This is a genomic window from Acinetobacter sp. HZNU-JH01 (assembly GCF_037996845.1).
Lineage (GTDB): Bacteria > Pseudomonadota > Gammaproteobacteria > Pseudomonadales > Moraxellaceae > Acinetobacter > Acinetobacter haemolyticus.
This window is the reverse complement of the sequence record NZ_JBBMZX010000001.1, coordinates 2,110,831-2,130,789: the sequence shown is the minus strand read 5'-3', so window position 1 is coordinate 2,130,789 and position 19,959 is coordinate 2,110,831. Positions and strand designations below refer to the sequence as shown.

Sequence of the window (19,959 nt, the reverse complement as noted above, 5' to 3'; positions counted from 1 at the left end):
TCCACGATAACTTTTTTCTTGTCTTGCCGCACGACTTTATTCAACAACCTAATTTAATGGAAATAGAAACTTTTTCAGCTTGATTTATACAAAATTACACTGTGCTCAGAATGCTTCAAGTACAATCCTATTGATACAGTTTTAATTAGGTAGTTTCACTATGTCTGTGCAACGATTGCATGTTACATCACGTTTTTGCGAAGTCGCAATTTCAGGAAATCTCGTTCATTTAGCAGGCCAACTGGCAGATGATACCAGCGTTGATGTGAGCGCACAGACCCAACAAACCTTAGACAATATTGATCGTTTACTGGCAGAAGCAGGCACCGATAAAACTCATATCTTGTCTGTATTGATTTTCTTGAAAGACATTGAAAAAGACTATGCAGCAATGAATGCGGTGTGGGACGCATGGATTGCTGAGGGACATCCCCCAGCACGTACCTGTGTTGAATCTAAACTCTATGCACCTGATGTTTTAGTCGAAATGACTGTCACGGCTGTAAGACCTGATGCCCATTAAGATTTAGCCACAAGCACATTATATTTCATCATCCGATCGGTATGAGGCATGGCAGTAAATGTGCTAGTCGATGAAACCATAGGATCAAATAAGTCAGGTAACAAATCTTCTCGCAACTCTTGCTCAGTTGGAATACTGCTATAACGCAATACGCGATAACCAGCCAACTCCAACAAACTATCTTGATAGTATTTTTGATTTAAACGATTAATTGAAGACTCATCTACAATCTCAATCACAGCGAGAACCTGATATTGTTGATCAAGCACAACAAAATCTGCCACTAGTCCTTGATACTTACGGCGTGTATGTGCATATTTTGTTGTCAATAAAGCATTAAAAGACACGTGTGCAAGTACAGTATGACGTGGCAAAACAGCCTGTAAGCGCATAAGTGTAATTTGTTCAGAAATCGTGAGAATGCCGCGTCGCTTTAATGGACTGTCTTGACGCCGATTTTGATGTAAACGTCGAAGTGCAAGTGCTGTAATGAGCAGCAAACCAATAATGGTTATGAAATAATACATTTCTAACTAATCCCTTTAGATTTTTTATAATCATTTTTTGGCTTTATGCCAATTTTTTAATCAATAACAAACGATAGTAAAGTTATTTCAACAGCGTAAACTTAAATTTTTTAATCGTTTTATACTAGGCGACCAAAGTCGTAAAAGCTTACCCTAGCTCTACTTATAATCAGCATACACTGAATATTCAAGTCAATATTGTCAGTATATGTTTCTATAAATTATAGTTTTGAAATTGAACTGCGACACAATTATCACTTTTGAATAAAAAAGAGGACATCGTTTTGGATGTCCTCTTCTCTTCATTTGAGCACCGTAATTAACGATGCGCTTTTACTTTCGATTTTGGTTTACCCGAAAAAGGTCTTTTCTCACCAGTTTCACGTGGTGGCAAACCAGTGTGCTGAGTCAACACCTGTCCTTTTTGTGGACGTTTTTGACCTGAATGAGACTGTGGACGAGATGATTGACCACGTTTAGCAGAATCTCCAGCAACACTCGAGTTTTTCTTGCGAGCTGACTTATATTCACCTTCAGCCGTGCCTTGTGGCTGATAGGTTGGAATCAAATGTTGTTTCGAATTACCAATTAAATCCGAACGACCCATTTCTTTCAATGCTTCACGTAATAACGGCCAGTTATTTGGATCATGGTAACGCAAGAAGGCTTTATGCAAACGACGACGTTTTTCACCTTTCACGATATCAACGTTTTCGGTATAACGCGCCACTTTAGACAATGGATTCTTGCCTGAATAATACATGGTGGTCGCAGTTGCCATTGGCGATGGATAGAAGGTTTGTACCTGATCGGCACGGAAACCATTCTTTTTCAGCCAAATCGCCAAGTTCATCATGTCGTAATCCGTTGTACCAGGATGTGCAGCGATGAAGTAAGGAATTAAATATTGTTCCTTCCCTGCTTCCTTACTAAAACGCTCAAACATCTGCTTAAAGCGGTCATAAGTCCCGATGCCCGGTTTCATCATCTTGGATAATGGACCATGTTCTGTATGCTCAGGCGCAATTTTCAGATAGCCACCAACATGGTGCTGTACCAATTCTTTGACATATTCAGGATTTAACACAGCAAGGTCATAACGAAGACCTGAACCGATCAAAATCTTCTTCACACCTTTGATTTCACGTGCTTTACGATAAAGCTGAACCAATGGCGCATGATCAGTATGTAAGTTTTGACAAACACCTGGATAAACACAAGACGGTTTACGACAGTTCTTCTCGATTTCAGGGTCGTTACAGTGCAAACGATACATGTTTGCTGTTGGACCACCTAAGTCTGAGATAATGCCTGTAAATTGAGGTGCAGTATCACGGATCTTTTCAATTTCACGCAGAATTGATTCTTCAGAACGGTTTTGAATAATACGCCCTTCATGTTCAGTGATCGAACAGAAAGTACAACCACCAAAACAACCACGCATGATATTCACAGAGAATTTGATCATATCAAATGCAGGGAAACGCGCATTGCCATAAGCTGGATGCGGTAAACGTGCGTATGGTAAATCAAATACATAATCCATTTCTTCCGTTGTTAACGGAATTGGAGGTGGATTAATCCAAACATCACGTTCACCATGACGCTGTACCAGTGCACGAGCATTTCCTGGATTGGTTTCCAAATGCAAAATACGGTTGGCATGCGCATACAGCACGTGATCATCTGCCACTTGTTCGAATGAAGGCAAACGAATCACAGCCAATTCACGTGGCGGTAATTTATGTTTAATCGCTTTAGATGGTGCAGGTTTTAACTGTACGATCTGTGTATCTGGATCGAGTTGATCACCTTCACGAACGATTGGATTGGTCACAATTTCTTTTTGGAAGTTTTGATATTGTGCCAGTGAGTTGCCTTTTTCTTTTTCAACTTCACAGCCATCAATATCTTCAGTCATGACATAAGGATTGATAATTGGATCAACACGACCAATGCTATCCACGTCATTACTTGCGATTTCAACGAATTGTGCTTTTGATGCTTTATTGTGTTTATTAATAATAAATGCAGTACCACGAACATCGGTAATCTCGTGGATTTTTTCACCCTTAGCTAAACGGTGCATCACATCAATAATGGCACGCTCACCATTACCATACATTAATAAATCCGCTTTAGAGTCCATCAAAATAGAACGACGGACTTTATCGGACCAATAATCATAATGTGCGATACGACGTAAACTACCTTCAATCCCACCGAGCAATACAGGTACATCTGGGAAAGCCTCACGACAACGCTGACAATATACTGTTGCTGCGCGGTCAGGACGTTTATTCGGTTCATTATTTGGCGAATACGCATCATCCGAACGGATCTTACGATCAGCCGTATAACGGTTAATCATCGAATCCATATTGCCTGCGGTTACACCCCATGCAATAGTCGGTTTCCCTAAAACACGAAAACTTTCGACATTGGTCCAATCGGGTTGAGCAATGATCCCCACACGAAAGCCCTGTGCCTCAAGCACACGTCCAATCACACCCGATACAAATGAAGGATGATCAATATAAGCATCGCCACAAACTAAAATAAAGTCACAGGCATCCCAGCCGAGTAAGTCCATTTCTTCTCGTGACATCGGTAAAAATGGTGCAGGTTCAAAACACGACGCCCAATATTTGTCGTAATCAAACAGCGCTTTTGGCGCAGTTTGCTTGGTATAGGCAGTAGACATGGCTTGCGAATCTCGGCTAGCTGAAATGCTGGGATAGCATCAAAGATGAAAGCCGATCATTTTAACATGAATTTCATTCATTTTTATAGATTAAAAAATAAACAAAAGCATTTCCTCAAAAAGAATTTGTAACTATTCGAGGAAATACACATATAAAGCGTTGATAATTATTCGTCTTCGTTCAAGAAACCTTCCTTAATTTCTACAGGTAAGTCTTGATGCCACCATACGTAAATAGAAGCTTTAATTTCTTCATCTTCATCAGGGTCATTATAAGGTTCATCATCTTCACGAATAAGTTCATCACCATCAAATTTGAACCAAAACTCCCATGGATCATCATCTCCACAACCCCAAGCTTGTGCATGAATATCAGGTAATAAGCCTTTCAAAAATAATAGAATATTCTCAATATTTTCATCGCCATTTGAGCCATGTGTAAATTCTAAAACAGCATAACCCGCAATATAATCTAAGTGCTCTGGATCTAAATCGTATTGAATTGAATCAATCTGATCTAATAAAGCTTGCGTTAGTTCCGTACTGTCAGCATTAATTTCTAGTGCAGCTTCTAGAAACTTTTCTGCACTCCCTGCATGATTTTTAAATAATGATTCTAATAGCCCCATTACTTTGGTATCAGGATGCTTATAGTAAACGCGACTGTGCAGTTCCATCTTATTTTCCCCAATTTTAATATCAAAATTGTGCCAACATGACACTGGTTTAACTTACTAAATTTCAAAGACTTTTATCAAGTTAATGCGACTTTAATTGTCGGTTTATTTTAATTTTTTTCTTTAAGCATTAAATGTACTGCCAAAACCAGACCAAGCACCAACACCATCCCTACACCCAAATTAATTCCTATCCAACCAAATTTTTCCCAAATCAAACCACCACTGCTACCAAGCAAACTTGAACCAACGTAATAGCAGAATAAATACAAGGACGAGGCCACCGCACGATATTGCACCGCTTGCACAGAAACCCAACTGCTGGCTGTTGAATGTGCTGCGAAAAAGGAAAAAGTGAAAATCGTTAAACCGAGTAAAACCGCCCATAGCGATGGAATGAGCGTGATGAATAATCCCAGTATCATACTCAATAACAAGCAAGGCAACACCTTATCACGTCCATATTTAAAGCCCCATTGTGCCGCTTTAGGTGAACTATAAATACCTGCTAGATAAGCAATTGAGATCACACCAATCCATGCTTGTGATAAATGAAATGGCGCTTCTAATAAATGATAGCTAATGTAGTTAAATACCGTCACTAAACAGCCCATTAAGATAAAACCCTGAGCAAATAAAATCCGTAATTTTGGATCTTTAAGGTTCTGTTCAAATGCAGCTTTAAAACGGGAAAATCGAAATGGGTAAGGTTGAAAATGTTGAGACTTTGGTAATAACAAATAAAATAAACAAGCGATGACCAGATTCAAAAATCCAATGATATAAGTAGCCGATTGCCAAGAAATAAAGTCAACTAAAACACCTGCGATCAAACGCCCACCCATCCCACCAATGGCGGTGCCTGAGATATACAATCCCATAGCAAAACCAATATCTTGCTGGGCAATCTCTTCCCCGATATACGTCATCGCAACCGCAGCAACGCCACTCACCGCCAATCCAATAAAAATACGAGTAGTCAAAAAGACTTCCCAAATCGGAAATGAGGCACTGATGAGCAAGAGAAGAGAAACCAAAAACAAAGCAAAAACCATAATGGGTTTTCGCCCAAAACGATCAGAGATAAAACCCGTAAACAATAAACCTATGGCTAAAGCCACGGTGGAAAAAGAAAGTGGGAAACTACTATGTGTAGGTGAAACCTGAAAGAATTTTGCAAAAATCGGCATCATCGGTTGTACGCAGTACAAAGATGAAAATGAGGCAAAACCTGCAAAGAACAACGACCATAGAATTGCAGTAAATGATTTAGACCCATACTCAATATGAGCAGACAGTGCTTCAGGCTTAGACATCGTGACTCCTTGACTGGAAACAGTATACGCCTATCCTGAAGCGATTGAAAAACGCTAAACAATGCTCTTGTTTTATTATTTATACAACAGAATCTCTATTGATCTTCAACCTCATAATTTCTAACATCGGACCAACTTTTGGCACGTGGATGAATTACTTTGGTTGTTTTTAACACGACGACTCTTTTTACACTCAAAAATTACTTTTTGATTCCATTCAAATTGATCATATTTTTATCCATTGTGAGTTTAACCGCATGTAGTAGTTTAAATGCCCCAAAACTATCCAAAGGTATCCAGCAAGCTTATTCTGTTTCTCCGACCACAGCTGATCGACTCTCTCCCATTATTCTCCAAAGTGCTAAGCAACACGATGTTCCGCCCCTCTTAGTGGCAGCGGTGATTCGTCAAGAGTCCAGTTATCGCTCAAATGCACGCTCACCAACAGGAGCACTTGGGCTCATGCAAATCATCCCAAGTCATTGGAGACAAGATTGTCCTGGTGATTTATACAATGAATATATTAATATCAATTGTGGTACACATGTCCTTGCAACCTATTACAAATCCGCAGGCAGTTGGCACAAAGCATTGGGTTATTATTATGTAGGTCCGACAGGCTATCAACGCAGTTTTAGCAATCGGCACAAAGCCAGAAAATATGCTCGCTCCGTTGAACGACATAAAAAAGAGCTCAAAAGAGCGCTGTAATCTATAAAAAACCATGCTGATCAAGCATGGTTTTTGGTTTTAAAAAGATATTAAGCTTCTTCAAACATCCCTTCGAACAAGACTGAAGATAAATAACGCTCACCACTATCAGGTAAGATCACCACAATGGTCTTGCCAGCATTTTCAGGACGTTCAGCAATTTTTGCTGCTGCTGCTAATGCTGCACCACTTGAAATACCCACCAAAATTCCTTCCTGAGTTGCACATTTTCTTGCCCACTCAATTGCATCGGCACTATTTACAGGCACAACCTCATCGACCAAATCTAAATCTAAATTTTTAGGAATAAAATTGGCGCCGATCCCTTGAATTTTGTGTGGTGCAGGGCTGATACTCTCACCATTCCGAGTCTGGGTAATAATTGGAGATTCAGCAGGCTCAACAGCGACTGAATATAATGGCTTGTTCTGAACTTGCTCAAAATAGCGAGAAATTCCTGTAATCGTTCCACCCGTCCCCACACCAGCGACTAAGATATCGACTTGACCATTGGTTGCCTGCCAAATCTCAGGGCCAGTGGTATCCACATGAATTTGAGGATTAGCTGGATTTTCAAATTGTTGTGGTAAAAAATATTGCTGAGGATTTTCAGTGGCTAAACGTACTGCCTCATCTACCGCACCCTTCATACCTTTCGCAGGATCAGTCAAAACGAGATTTGCACCCAACGCCTTCAAAACTTTTCTACGCTCCAAACTCATACTTGATGGCATTGTTAAAGTAATTGGATAGCCTTTTGCTGCTGCAACGAATGCTAACGCAATCCCAGTATTACCACTGGTTGGCTCAACAATATGCATACCAGCTTTAAGTACGCCACGTTTCTCTGCATCAGCAATCAATGCCGCACCAATACGACACTTTACTGAAAATGCAGGATTACGACTTTCAATTTTTGCCAGTACAGTTGCACCTGTTTGAATAGCACGGTTAATGCGTACTAAAGGCGTGTTACCGATTGCTTCGGCATTATTTGAATACACTGCGATACCAAGATTGGCTGGTGTCGGAAATTGTTGATCAGTTGACATGTTATTTCCTTATTAGATTTGGAATGATTCTCAATCATTATAGGCTTGTCAGCAAATGAAGAAAGCTTAAAGCAACTGCTTTTACGAAAAATTATCCTTTTAGAACATGAAAGCTTAGGGTTCATAATAAAAACTCATGATTGCTGAGACAATAGCTCCCACAAAGCATTCAATTTTAAATGTCTCAAATCCTAATAAATAAAAAACCCCGATTAGTAACATTGCCGATACTAAGCCTGACATCACAGGTGCAGCCCTTCGGTTCGCGTAATGGATAGAATGCCGACGAACAATTGCATTTTTGCGTTGTTTATTTGGAATATAGTATTGACTAAATACAGGCAGCCTAACAATAAATGATATAAAAATAATTCCAAGAATCAACGCGATACCAACACCTAACCACTGAAAAGATTCGCCTCGCAAATAAGCATATCCCACCACGATGAAGCAACTCATCACTGCATAAAAGACATAAGTCGAATAGTATTTTCGATTCATTTTTACTTCTCAGACTGATATATCAAGTACGATCATGCTTGGGTAGCCTCTAACTCCTCATTAACCAACACTTGCTCATTGTCCCCCAATAAAATTGCGACACGACTACAATGAATCACCAAATGCTCTAACCACCGCTGTGCTGCCAGTTGTTCTAATGTATAAGCCGCTGACACCATTCTTGACGAAGATTCTTCAATTATTTTTTGTCGAACTAAATCTTGATGAGCCTGCATTTCTGAGGAAAAATTAGCCAACTCATCGACCAAAGCGTTAGGAATTCGGGTAAAAGGTTCATTCAGCAAATAAGGAATAAATTGCTCAAGAATCACGGCAAAACGATTGGCTAATTCCTCAATATTCCTCTGATTTTGAATACTTTCTATATGAGCCACACTACTTAAATCATTTTTAAGCACCCGTACATATACAACTAATCTCAGCAAAATCAATAATCGATGTTGATCTGCTATAGATTGTGGGGCAGACATTTTATCAAGATAGTTCTCAATTTTGCCTAACGTATAGTCAAACTCATCAGTTTTAACTAATTCAGCCACCATTTGCCCACGAATACAACGTACAAAGATTCCATACATATCCGAGATTGACCTCAACAAGGCACGTTCAACGGCTGCAATTGCAAGTGCTGGAACACTATAAAGCGACTCATCTAAATAACGTGTAGTGGCATGCTCTTTTTCTGGTAGTAAACGAATAATCAATTGTTCAAATTTAGCCAAGAAAGGCATAAAAATACATGCCCCTAATAAACTAAAAGTGGTATGAAATGCGGCCACCAACAATACAGGTCCCAATTGCTGAACACTTTCAAAATGTTGATATGCCCAAATAAAGGCAGGCGATAATAAAATAAAAGCAAATACAGCAGTCACAACATTAAAAATCACATGAACAGCAGCAGTTCTCTTTGCGCTTGTTGTACCACCAATTGCAGCCAATACAGCTGTGGCAACCGTCCCAATATTCTGCCCGATCACCAAAACCAATGTCTGTTCCAGATTTATCGTTTGAGTAGACAATGCAGCTAATGTCGTTGTAATCGCAGCACTCGAAGACTGTAATAAGATGGTCATTAACACACCGATGAGCAGTAAAATAAGCTTCATCATCAAGCTTGGTTCTGACCAACGTGATAAATCGATGAGTAATGCCAATCCACTCATGGCATCTTGTAGAAATTGAATCCCTAAGAACAGTAGTCCGAAACCAGCTAGAGTTAGACCAATAAAAGCAATCTTTTCTTTACCGAATAAATTAAGTAACGCCCCAACACCAACAAGCGGCAGAGCAAAACTCGCAATTGAAAACTTTAAGCCTAATAGTGCAACCATCCAGCCTGTACTCGTGGTCCCAATATTTGCACCAATAATCACACCTATTGCATGACTAAAACTTAAGATACCCGCACTGACAAAGCCAATGGTAGCTAGTGTCGTTGCTGTAGAAGACTGGACCACAACTGTTAGACCAATCCCTGATAAAACAGCTTTCGTCGGTGAATTGGTAAATCGAACCAGCCATTGTCGTAATGCTTCACCCGCAATTGCTTTTAAGCTATCTGTCATCAAAGACATGCCCAAAAGAAATAAACCAATTCCACCTACTAATTGAACAATGACATTGAGCACAAAAACGTCCTTTTTATAATTTTCAGATTAAAAACTTAGACTGACTTAGGATTAACTTCGTTTGTTCTATTTAAATATTTATATTTGATTTAGATATGACAATAAAGTGTTTTTAATACAATTTATTAGCATCACTATAAAAATTGCTAAGCGCTTATTTCCTTTTTCTCATTGCAATAAAAAACACCCCTAACCGTTAGGTTAGGGGTGTTAGTATTTAAAAGCTGGCGATGACTTACTCTCACATGGCAAGTGCCACACTACCATCAGCGCGAAGAGGTTTCACTTCTGAGTTCGGGAAGGGATCAGGTGGTTCACTCTTGCTATTGTCGCCAGCAAACTGTTTTGGCTTTGGGTGGTCTTACTTTTGAACTTATTAAGTTCATGCCACTTAGTACCGAAAGAGTTATTAACGGATTAGTTAATCGAGTCGTATTGTAACTAGTTTTGACACTAAATCAAGTTATGTATTGAATTTATCTTGAATACAACAACTGTTTGGGTGTTGTATAGTCAAGCCTCACGAGCAATTAGTATTGGTCAGCTTCACACGTCACCGTGCTTCCACACCCAACCTATCAACGTCCTAGTCTCGAACGGCTCTTTAGAGGAATAAATTCCTAGGGAAATCTTATCTTGAGGTAGGCTTCCCGCTTAGATGCTTTCAGCGGTTATCCCTTCCGAACATAGCTACCCGGCGATGCGACTGGCGTCACAACCGGTACACCAGAGGTTCGTCCACTCTGGTCCTCTCGTACTAGGAGCAGATCCTCTCAAATTTCCAGCGCCCACGGTAGATAGGGACCGAACTGTCTCACGACGTTCTAAACCCAGCTCGCGTACCTCTTTAAATGGCGAACAGCCATACCCTTGGGACCTGCTTCAGCCCCAGGATGAGATGAGCCGACATCGAGGTGCCAAACACCGCCGTCGATATGAACTCTTGGGCGGTATCAGCCTGTTATCCCCAGAGTACCTTTTATCCGTTGAGCGATGGCCCTTCCATACAGAACCACCGGATCACTAAGACCTACTTTCGTACCTGCTCGACTTGTGGGTCTCGCAGTTAAGCGCGCTTTTGCCTTTATACTCTACGCGTGATTTCCGACCACGCTGAGCGCACCTTCGTACTCCTCCGTTACTCTTTAGGAGGAGACCGCCCCAGTCAAACTACCCACCAGACATGGTCCTCGTCCCGGATAACGGGACAGAGTTAGAACCTCAACATTACCAGGGTGGTATTTCAAGGACGGCTCCATTGGAACTAGCGTTCCAACTTCAAAGCCTCCCACCTATCCTACACAAGTAAGGTCAAAGTTCAATGTCAAGCTGCAGTAAAGGTTCACGGGGTCTTTCCGTCTAGCCGCGGGTACACTGCATCTTCACAGCGATTTCGATTTCACTGAGCCTCTGCTGGAGACAGCGCCGCCATCATTATGCCATTCGTGCAGGTCGGAACTTACCCGACAAGGAATTTCGCTACCTTAGGACCGTTATAGTTACGGCCGCCGTTTACTGGGGCTTCGATCAAGAGCTTCGCTTACGCTAACCCCATCAATTAACCTTCCAGCACCGGGCAGGCATCACACCCTATACGTCCACTTTCGTGTTTGCAGAGTGCTATGTTTTTAATAAACAGTTGCAGCGGCCTGGTTTCTGTGGCTGCCAATAGCTCAGGGAGCAAGTCCCATCACCGTCAGCAGCGTACCTTCTCCCGAAGTTACGGTACCATTTTGCCTAGTTCCTTCAGCAGAGTTCTCTCAAGCGCTTTGGTCTACTCGACCTGACCACCTGTGTCGGTTTCGGGTACGATTCCTGTGTAACTGAAGCTTAGAGACTTTTCCTGGAAGCATGGTATCAGCCACTTCACTGTACAAGTACAGCTTGCTATCAACTCTCAGCATAGAGCACCCCGGATTTGCCTAAGATGCATGCCTACTGTCTTCCACCTGGACAACCAACGCCAGGCTGACTTAACCTTCTCCGTCCTCTCATCGCATTACACAGAAGTATTGGAATATTAACCAATTTCCCATCGACTACGCCTCTCGGCCTCGCCTTAGGGGTCGACTCACCCAGCCCCGATTAACGTTGGACTGGAACCCTTGGTCTTTCAGCGAACGGGTTTTTCACCCGTTTTGTCGTTACTCACGTCAGCATTCGCACTTCTGATACCTCCAGCATACTTCTCAATACACCTTCATCGGCTTACAGAACGCTCCCCTACCACTTGACTAATGTCAAATCCGCAGCTTCGGCACATAGTTTTAGCCCCGTTACATCTTCCGCGCAGGCCGACTCGACTAGTGAGCTATTACGCTTTCTTTAAAGGGTGGCTGCTTCTAAGCCAACCTCCTAGCTGTCTATGCCTTCCCACATCGTTTCCCACTTAACTATGATTTTGGGGCCTTAGCTGGCGGTCTGGATTGTTTTCCTCTTGACTACGGACGTTAGCACCCGCAGTCTGTCTCCCGGATAGTACTCATTGGTATTCGGAGTTTGCATCGGTTTGGTAAGTCGGGATGACCCCCTAGCCGAAACAGTGCTCTACCCCCAATGGTATTCGTCCGAGGCGCTACCTAAATAGCTTTCGGGGAGAACCAGCTATCACCAGGCTTGATTAGCCTTTCACCCCTATCCACAAGTCATCCCCTGGCTTTTCAACGACAGTGGGTTCGGTCCTCCAGTTAGTGTTACCCAACCTTCAACCTGCTCATGGATAGATCGCCTGGTTTCGGGTCTACACCCAGCAACTAAACGCCCTATTAAGACTCGATTTCTCTACGGCTCCCCTATTCGGTTAACCTTGCTACTGAATGTAAGTCGCTGACCCATTATACAAAAGGTACGCAGTCACACCACGAAGGTGCTCCCACTGCTTGTATGCATGCGGTTTCAGGATCTATTTCACTCCCCTCACAGGGGTTCTTTTCGCCTTTCCCTCACGGTACTGGTTCACTATCGGTCAGTCAGGAGTATTTAGCCTTGGAGGATGGTCCCCCCATATTCAGACAAGGTTTCACGTGCCTCGCCCTACTCGTCATCATTGTGTGTGCCCTTTCGTGTACGGGAATATCACCCTCTACGTTCGCACTTCCCAGAGCGTTCCACTAGAACACACATAACTTAATGGGCTGCTCCCCGTTCGCTCGCCGCTACTAAGGGAATCTCAATTGATTTCTTTTCCTAAGGGTACTGAGATGTTTCACTTCCCCTCGTTCGCTTCAATAACCTATGTATTCAGTTATTGATACCCGCCTTGTAGCGGGTGGGTTCCCCCATTCAGACATCTCCGGATCAAAGGATATTTGCCGCCTCCCCGGAGCTTTTCGCAGGCTATCACGTCTTTCATCGCCTCTGACTGCCAAGGCATCCACCACATGCACTTAATTACTTGACTATACAACCCCAAACAGTCGTTAATACCTACAAGTAGTATTACCAACATTACAGTTTAGAGCACTGTGCACTTAAGCACCGTACAGCTTCAATCTAAATTCATATACCAAAACGCTTGATTCAGTGTTTTTGCTAGTTCTCAATTTCATTCTTTCGAATGAATTGAGTGAACAATTTATTTCAGACTCAATTCTACTAATCTGTTAATGATTAACTACAGCCTCGTCAGCTTGCAGTAAACTGTGATAAATCACAGAAGTTAATAAGCGTTTAACTTACTAAGTTCTGTAATCTTTAGCCCGTACTCCGTAAAGTACGTGGTGGAGACTAGGAGAGTCGAACTCCTGACCTCCTGCGTGCAAAGCAGGCGCTCTACCAACTAAGCTAAGTCCCCAGCTTTAATCATAATGAACGACATATCTTTCAGATTTGGTGGGTCTGACAAGACTTGAACTTGTGACCCCACGCTTATCAAGCGTGTGCTCTAACCAACTGAGCTACAGACCCTGAGAAAGTTTTAAAGCAACGCTTTAAAAGTTTTGCAAGACAAACAGCTCCGCTGTGCGTAGTGTTTGAGTCTCGTTTTTTCTTAAAGGCTTAACTCTAAATCTTTAAAGACATATCTCGAAGAACAACTTGTTGTGGATTCTTACCGGCCATCAATCTTTCGTTAAGGAGGTGATCCAGCCGCAGGTTCCCCTACGGCTACCTTGTTACGACTTCACCCCAGTCATCGGCCACACCGTGGTAAGCGTCCTCCTTGCGGTTAGACTACCTACTTCTGGTGCAACAAACTCCCATGGTGTGACGGGCGGTGTGTACAAGGCCCGGGAACGTATTCACCGCGGCATTCTGATCCGCGATTACTAGCGATTCCGACTTCATGGAGTCGAGTTGCAGACTCCAATCCGGACTACGATCGGCTTTTTGAGATTAGCATCCTATCGCTAGGTAGCAACCCTTTGTACCGACCATTGTAGCACGTGTGTAGCCCTGGTCGTAAGGGCCATGATGACTTGACGTCGTCCCCGCCTTCCTCCAGTTTGTCACTGGCAGTATCCTTAAAGTTCCCATCCGAAATGCTGGCAAGTAAGGAAAAGGGTTGCGCTCGTTGCGGGACTTAACCCAACATCTCACGACACGAGCTGACGACAGCCATGCAGCACCTGTATGTAAGTTCCCGAAGGCACCAATCCATCTCTGGAAAGTTCTTACTATGTCAAGACCAGGTAAGGTTCTTCGCGTTGCATCGAATTAAACCACATGCTCCACCGCTTGTGCGGGCCCCCGTCAATTCATTTGAGTTTTAGTCTTGCGACCGTACTCCCCAGGCGGTCTACTTATCGCGTTAGCTGCGCCACTAAAGCCTCAAAGGCCCCAACGGCTAGTAGACATCGTTTACGGCATGGACTACCAGGGTATCTAATCCTGTTTGCTCCCCATGCTTTCGTACCTCAGCGTCAGTATTAGGCCAGATGGCTGCCTTCGCCATCGGTATTCCTCCAGATCTCTACGCATTTCACCGCTACACCTGGAATTCTACCATCCTCTCCCATACTCTAGCTGACCAGTATCGAATGCAATTCCTAAGTTAAGCTCAGGGATTTCACATCCGACTTAATCAGCCGCCTACGCACGCTTTACGCCCAGTAAATCCGATTAACGCTCGCACCCTCTGTATTACCGCGGCTGCTGGCACAGAGTTAGCCGGTGCTTATTCTGCGAGTAACGTCCACTATCTCTAGGTATTAACTAGAGTAGCCTCCTCCTCGCTTAAAGTGCTTTACAACCATAAGGCCTTCTTCACACACGCGGCATGGCTGGATCAGGCTTCCGCCCATTGTCCAATATTCCCCACTGCTGCCTCCCGTAGGAGTCTGGGCCGTGTCTCAGTCCCAGTGTGGCGGATCATCCTCTCAGACCCGCTACAGATCGTCGCCTTGGTAGGCCTTTACCCCACCAACTAGCTAATCCGACTTAGGCTCATCTATTAGCGCAAGGTCCGAAGATCCCCTGCTTTCTCCCGTAGGACGTATGCGGTATTAGCATTCCTTTCGGAATGTTGTCCCCCACTAATAGGCAGATTCCTAAGCATTACTCACCCGTCCGCCGCTAGGTAATGTAGCAAGCTACACTTCCCCGCTCGACTTGCATGTGTTAAGCCTGCCGCCAGCGTTCAATCTGAGCCATGATCAAACTCTTCAGTTTAAAATCATTAGTAGCTTATGGCTACAAATCTTGACTCATCAATTTTCTGACATTAATTTCTCAAATAAACTTCGAGTAATTTCTACCATTCAATCAATGAAATATTTTCAATCGATTAACCAGTAAAAATCCACACAAGTTGTTCTTCTATTCTCTTAATGATCTTCTCGATGATTCGTCATCATCAAGCTAGGTCGGCTATATTACTCTTAATCTCTTAAAAGTCAACAGGTAATTTAGATATTTTTAAAACTTATCAACCAATCCAAAAATCTAACCACTAAAGCCAAATCCTTGTTTATCAACAAGTTTTTATCTGCATCACCGCCGATGGATGTGCATTCTACAGCATTCACAACCCAACACAACCCCTTTTCTTATTATTTCCTTTTGCATGCTTCTTTTTTCTACAAAAAAGGTGGGTTTGTCTATTTTATCCGCGAAAATATGCACTTTTTATCGTTCTGAATGAAAAAAGATGCCCGTATTGGACATCTTTTTTATTTTGATTGATCGATTAGGCTTAACTACGGACCACATTGAGGAAATATAAGTGCCGCTCATATTGATCAATAATGTCTTGGATCAAATCTTCTTGTGTCCAGTCCATCACATCATAATTTTGACCACCTTCTCGTAGAAATACTTCAGCTTGAAAGTATTCTCGGTCTTCATCCTCAGCCTCACTTTGCCCCAACATAAAACTAGGTGGCGTGGTTTGATGTGAAAAAACCGTATATTCAAAATTAATTTCCTGATGGTGATCCACACGTAAGCGTAAACCTTGTTCAGTTTCATCAATACTGACTTGTAATTTACGGCGTTTAAATTCAGCTTGTACAGCCTCAAACGCTTTTCTTACTTGTGTCGCAATATATTGCTTGACCTCTTCTTCAGTATGCGGGTAATGCATGATCAAACCTAAACGTTGCTGCCAACTGCGCGGATTGTTCATCGCTCTCGGTGTTGTTCGTGCCTCAGTCAACATTTTGGCTTTGGTCGCATCAAGATTTAATGCTTTTAATAAACCCCAGCTCATCAGCAACATGATCAACGCAAATGGCAGCGCACTGACTAACATTGATGCCTGCAAAGTTGATAAACCACCAACCAACAATAAACAGATCGTCAGTGTTGCAATCAGCACCACCCAAAATACTCTTTGCCATGCAGGCGTTTCCTCATTTTTGGCAGTTAAATAGTTCACCACTAATGCACCTGAATCGGCTGAGGTCACGAAGAAGAGTAGAACTAGTATCGCAGCCAATAAGCTCATGACACCAGAAAGCGGCAAATGATTTAAAAACTCAAAAAGAGCAACTGATGAATCTTCTTGTACCATTTGCATCAAAGCAATATTGTTTTCTTGCATGATGCTAAACAGTGCGGCATTCCCCCAAAATCCCATCCATACAATCGTGAAGCCTGTTGGAATAAGAATAACCCCAAGAATGAACTCTCGAATGGTACGTCCACGGGATACGCGAGCAATAAACATCCCTACAAATGGAGACCAAGCAATCCACCAAGACCAATAAAATACGGTCCAACCACCAATCCAACCTGTTGACTCATAAGCCTGAAGATTAAAGGTCATCACAAATAGATTTGAAAGGTACTGTCCAGTATTTTCAACCGTAGTACGTAATAGATGTAATGTCGGTCCAACTAAAAAAACAAAGGTAACCAAAACGACGGCAAGGATTAAGTTCAGCTCAGATAAGCGTTTCACCCCCTTTTCTAGACCTGCAAATACAGATAAAGCTGCCAAAATACTGACAAAAATAATCAGCATAATCTGTGTAGATGTGCTTTGATCAAGACCAAACAAATAGTTTAAGCCTGCATTGACCTGTAACACACCAAAACCTAATGAAGTCGCAACACCAAAAATCGTACCAACGGTCGCAAAGGTATCAATTGCATCTCCCCAACGCCCATAAATACGTTTACCAATAATCGGATATAAGGCAGAACGTGTTTTAAGCGGTAAATTATGACGGTAAGCAAAATATGCCAGTGATAAACCTACCAACGCATAAACAGCCCATGCATGTACCCCCCAGTGGAAGAAAGTAATTCTCAATGCCTCTTTGGCTGCTTGCACTGTTTCAGGATCACTATTTGGTGGGGTTACATAATGCATGACCGGTTCAGCCACACCAAAGAACATCAGTCCGACGCCCATACCTGCAGTAAACAGCATCGCAAACCATGAACCCTTACTATAGTCTGGCTGACTATGATCTGGGCCTAGTTTAATATTGCCACTCGCAGAACAGGCGATATAAACCAAAAGAACAAGAAAAATCGCCACACATAAAATATAGAACCAACTAAAAGAATCGGTAATCCATTGTTTTGCTTGGGCAGATAAACTCTCAAAAATACCAGGGGTAAAGATTGCAAACGAAAGGAATACGGAAATAATCAATACCGTGCTAAAGAAAACATTTCGGTTGACGTTGGACAACCAAGATGATGTTTTGGAATGCATATTTTCTCCATACTATTCTAATAGCTATTGCGTCGCTTCGGCACACTAGAAGACGGAAAGTGAATAATTAAAAACGTCTAAACTATAAAAAAACTCATCAGAGTTTATAAAAGGAATTATCAAAGCTGTGGGTACAGAAATGATAACTTTCCAATAAAAAACCACTATGTCGGTTATTTTTTAGGGTAACAAAGAATGTACTGAACACCTAATCATCAACCACTTTGCTCACCAATACACTACACATTGCTGTGCGTTGATAATCACAATGTGGCATTTAATCCGTCGTTAAAAAGGCAATAATCATTTTCGCTAATTCTTGTTGAAGTCTTTGTTCTTCAATTAAAAATGTATTTTTACTGGCATAACGCATCATGGTAAATAAAGTACTATTGATAATCACAAAAGATTTATGCTTTAAGGTTTCAAAGTCCCACTGGGGATAATATCGCCCAAACAAATACATCCCTATTTCTAGAAAATGTTGTTCCAAAACCTGAGCTGCTTCAGACTCACTATAGGCATGCCAATTTTTTAAAATCTCAATAAAAAAGCCTTGATCAGACTTTAATGTTTCGAAACCAAAGGCAATGCTTAATGTGATGATGTCTTGAATAGAAGCTTGCTCTTGCAAGACCACTAACTGTTTTAAAGCCTGCCCCAAATTTTCACTTTTACGTAATAGCAACTCGGCAATAATTTGCTCTTTATTTTCGAAGTATTGATAAATCGAGCCAACACCAACACCTGATTTTTCAGAAATTTTAGGCGTGGTGACCTGTAGCACCCCATGCTCAGCAATGCATTTTTGAGCACCCTCTAAAATGCTTTCCACAATCATTTTGGCACGTTGTTGCTGTGGGCGTTTTCTCATGTACAGCCTCGATTTAAATGCGAATTGAATGCGAATATTTATTCGTATTAAGCTTTGATTAGATAATAATCTGAGGCGTGATGCAATGCTAAATCTAAATAAACCTAAGCGTTTGGCTTCCTATGAAAAAATGGTCCAATCCAGTATCACCAGCAAAGTATTAAGTTATTTAGTTAACCAAGACATACAGCCAAATTATGACGAATATCTGGCACTCAATACAGCATTACAAAGTGGTGACGAGCCAATGGATCAAGTGATGCAGTGGATGTTGCAAAACCCCAAACTACACCGTAAGTATTTTGAAACCGCACTTTATGAAGGACTCGATAAACTCCCCCATAACATTCCAGAGCTTACTGATTTTTTTCATTTGGTTGAACAAAAACCAGTTTGGTATGAGCAACATAAAATTGACGCTGCAATCAAATTTACCTATCGACTAGGTATCAATAATGGTTTGATTTTAAGAGATTTATCATTAATGACAGGCTACATGTATCCTGGATTTAATCAGCCATTGATTTTGACAGGTGCATTAAAAAAACAAGCTGGCACTCGTCTTGCTGAAACCACGAAATGGTGGGTGGATATCACTGAACCAGATGGCTTTACACGTTTTGGTAAAGGTTTTACCTCAACGATCTACGTTCGTTTCATTCACGCTCTGGTTCGCCATCAACTGAGAAAATCAGAAAAATGGGATGCTGAAACATGGGGTCTTCCAATCAATCAATATGACCAAGCAATGACCAATATTGCATTTAGTGGCGTGGTTTTAATTGGTATCCGCGCTCTCGGTATTTTCCCAAATAAACAGGAAGTCGATAGTTTTTTACATTTTTGGAAATATGCAGGCTGGTTAATGGGAATTGAAGAGAAATGGCTGGTTGATCAAGAACGTGATGGTTGGAAACTCATTTATTGGATGCAGTTTGCCCATCCGAAATCTGATGCGAGCAGTATTTCACTGGGATCTAGCCTTTCCAAAGAACCTTTTGAACGTCAATACCGTTATTTACGTACTTTTCAACAGAAACTCGCCTATAAACAACATTTAGAAATTACCCAGTTTTTTATTGGTCGCAAGAAAATGAAATCTCTTGGTTTAGATGCTCAGTCTGCGTCATGGTTTGCTTACTATCTGATACTTCGTAATCTCACCCTCTATACCAGTGCCAAATATATTGCGCCAATCAACCAATTTCTTGAACGAAATGGACGACAACTACAGAAAACGGGGCTGTCGTTATATCGAAAGCAATCACAACAACTTGCCAGTATGCATCAATAACCATTGAAAAAGCCCTCAATCAAT

At 41.9% G+C, this 19,959-nt stretch carries 12 protein-coding genes, 2 tRNA genes and 3 rRNA genes; 3 read left to right on the top strand and 14 right to left on the bottom strand.

The features are described from left to right. The first annotated feature begins 160 nt into the window (after positions 1-160). Entirely contained in the window at positions 161-523 is a 363-nt protein-coding gene (locus AAC851_RS10190; protein ID WP_005084062.1) for a RidA family protein, read from the top strand. Here the strand turns inward: AAC851_RS10190 and AAC851_RS10185 are convergent. From AAC851_RS10185 to AAC851_RS10170, 4 genes are all read right to left on the bottom strand, one after another. Continuing rightward, a complete protein-coding gene (locus AAC851_RS10185) occupies positions 520-1,050 on the bottom strand; it encodes a DUF2726 domain-containing protein (RefSeq protein ID WP_340600839.1) in 531 nt (176 codons plus the stop codon). The two genes, AAC851_RS10190 and AAC851_RS10185, sit on opposite strands and share 4 nt — an antisense overlap. Positions 1,051-1,369: 319 nt before the next feature. Beyond that, positions 1,370-3,754 (bottom strand): YgiQ family radical SAM protein, encoded by a 2,385-nt coding sequence (locus AAC851_RS10180; protein ID WP_161420340.1) that lies wholly within the window; start codon positions 3,752-3,754, stop codon positions 1,370-1,372. A 167-nt stretch (positions 3,755-3,921) separates the two neighbouring features. Then, a complete protein-coding gene (locus tag AAC851_RS10175; protein WP_340600838.1) occupies positions 3,922-4,431 on the bottom strand; it encodes a hypothetical protein in 510 nt (169 codons plus the stop codon). A 110-nt stretch (positions 4,432-4,541) separates the two neighbouring features. Continuing rightward, positions 4,542-5,747 carry an MFS transporter gene (locus AAC851_RS10170; RefSeq protein WP_262444755.1) on the bottom strand — a complete coding sequence of 402 codons (1,206 nt, stop codon included), beginning with the start codon at positions 5,745-5,747 and terminating at the stop codon, positions 4,542-4,544. Between the two features lie 159 nt (positions 5,748-5,906). Between AAC851_RS10170 and AAC851_RS10165 the strand changes: the two genes are divergently transcribed. Beyond that, positions 5,907-6,458 carry a lytic transglycosylase domain-containing protein gene (locus tag AAC851_RS10165; protein WP_005084075.1) on the top strand — a complete coding sequence of 184 codons (552 nt, stop codon included), beginning with the start codon at positions 5,907-5,909 and terminating at the stop codon, positions 6,456-6,458. A gap of 50 nt (positions 6,459-6,508) precedes the next feature. Here AAC851_RS10165 and cysK read toward each other — a convergent pair whose 3' ends face one another. The 10 genes from cysK to AAC851_RS10115 form a co-directional block, all read right to left on the bottom strand. Continuing rightward, positions 6,509-7,510, bottom strand: coding sequence for a cysteine synthase A (gene cysK, locus AAC851_RS10160; RefSeq protein ID WP_005084077.1), 1,002 nt, complete (start codon positions 7,508-7,510; stop codon positions 6,509-6,511). 114 nt (positions 7,511-7,624) lie between these two features. Next, complete coding sequence (locus AAC851_RS10155; RefSeq protein WP_100834147.1) at positions 7,625-8,011, bottom strand: hypothetical protein; 387 nt, start codon at positions 8,009-8,011, stop codon at positions 7,625-7,627. A gap of 32 nt (positions 8,012-8,043) precedes the next feature. Then, positions 8,044-9,663, bottom strand: a complete 1,620-nt coding sequence (locus AAC851_RS10150; RefSeq protein ID WP_005087853.1) for a Na/Pi cotransporter family protein — start codon at positions 9,661-9,663, stop codon at positions 8,044-8,046. A 222-nt stretch (positions 9,664-9,885) separates the two neighbouring features. After that, positions 9,886-10,000, bottom strand: a 5S ribosomal RNA gene (gene rrf / locus AAC851_RS10145). A gap of 172 nt (positions 10,001-10,172) precedes the next feature. Further along, positions 10,173-13,063, bottom strand: a 23S ribosomal RNA gene (locus AAC851_RS10140). A 317-nt stretch (positions 13,064-13,380) separates the two neighbouring features. After that, positions 13,381-13,456: transfer RNA gene (locus AAC851_RS10135), tRNA-Ala, on the bottom strand. Between the two features lie 36 nt (positions 13,457-13,492). Continuing rightward, positions 13,493-13,569, bottom strand: a tRNA-Ile gene (locus tag AAC851_RS10130). Between the two features lie 164 nt (positions 13,570-13,733). After that, a 16S ribosomal RNA gene (locus tag AAC851_RS10125) occupies positions 13,734-15,270 on the bottom strand. Together the 16S, 23S and 5S rRNA genes with 2 tRNA genes alongside form the textbook arrangement of a ribosomal RNA operon. A gap of 523 nt (positions 15,271-15,793) precedes the next feature. After that, positions 15,794-17,767: a BCCT family transporter gene (locus tag AAC851_RS10120; RefSeq protein ID WP_005092474.1), complete on the bottom strand. Its 1,974-nt coding sequence runs from the start codon at positions 17,765-17,767 to the stop codon at positions 15,794-15,796. A gap of 277 nt (positions 17,768-18,044) precedes the next feature. Then, positions 18,045-18,641, bottom strand: a complete 597-nt coding sequence (locus AAC851_RS10115; protein WP_004637514.1) for a TetR/AcrR family transcriptional regulator — start codon at positions 18,639-18,641, stop codon at positions 18,045-18,047. Positions 18,642-18,726: 85 nt separating this feature from the next. Between AAC851_RS10115 and AAC851_RS10110 the strand changes: the two genes are divergently transcribed. After that, positions 18,727-19,935: an oxygenase MpaB family protein gene (locus tag AAC851_RS10110; protein ID WP_075316371.1), complete on the top strand. Its 1,209-nt coding sequence runs from the start codon at positions 18,727-18,729 to the stop codon at positions 19,933-19,935. The last annotated feature ends 24 nt before the right edge of the window (positions 19,936-19,959 follow it).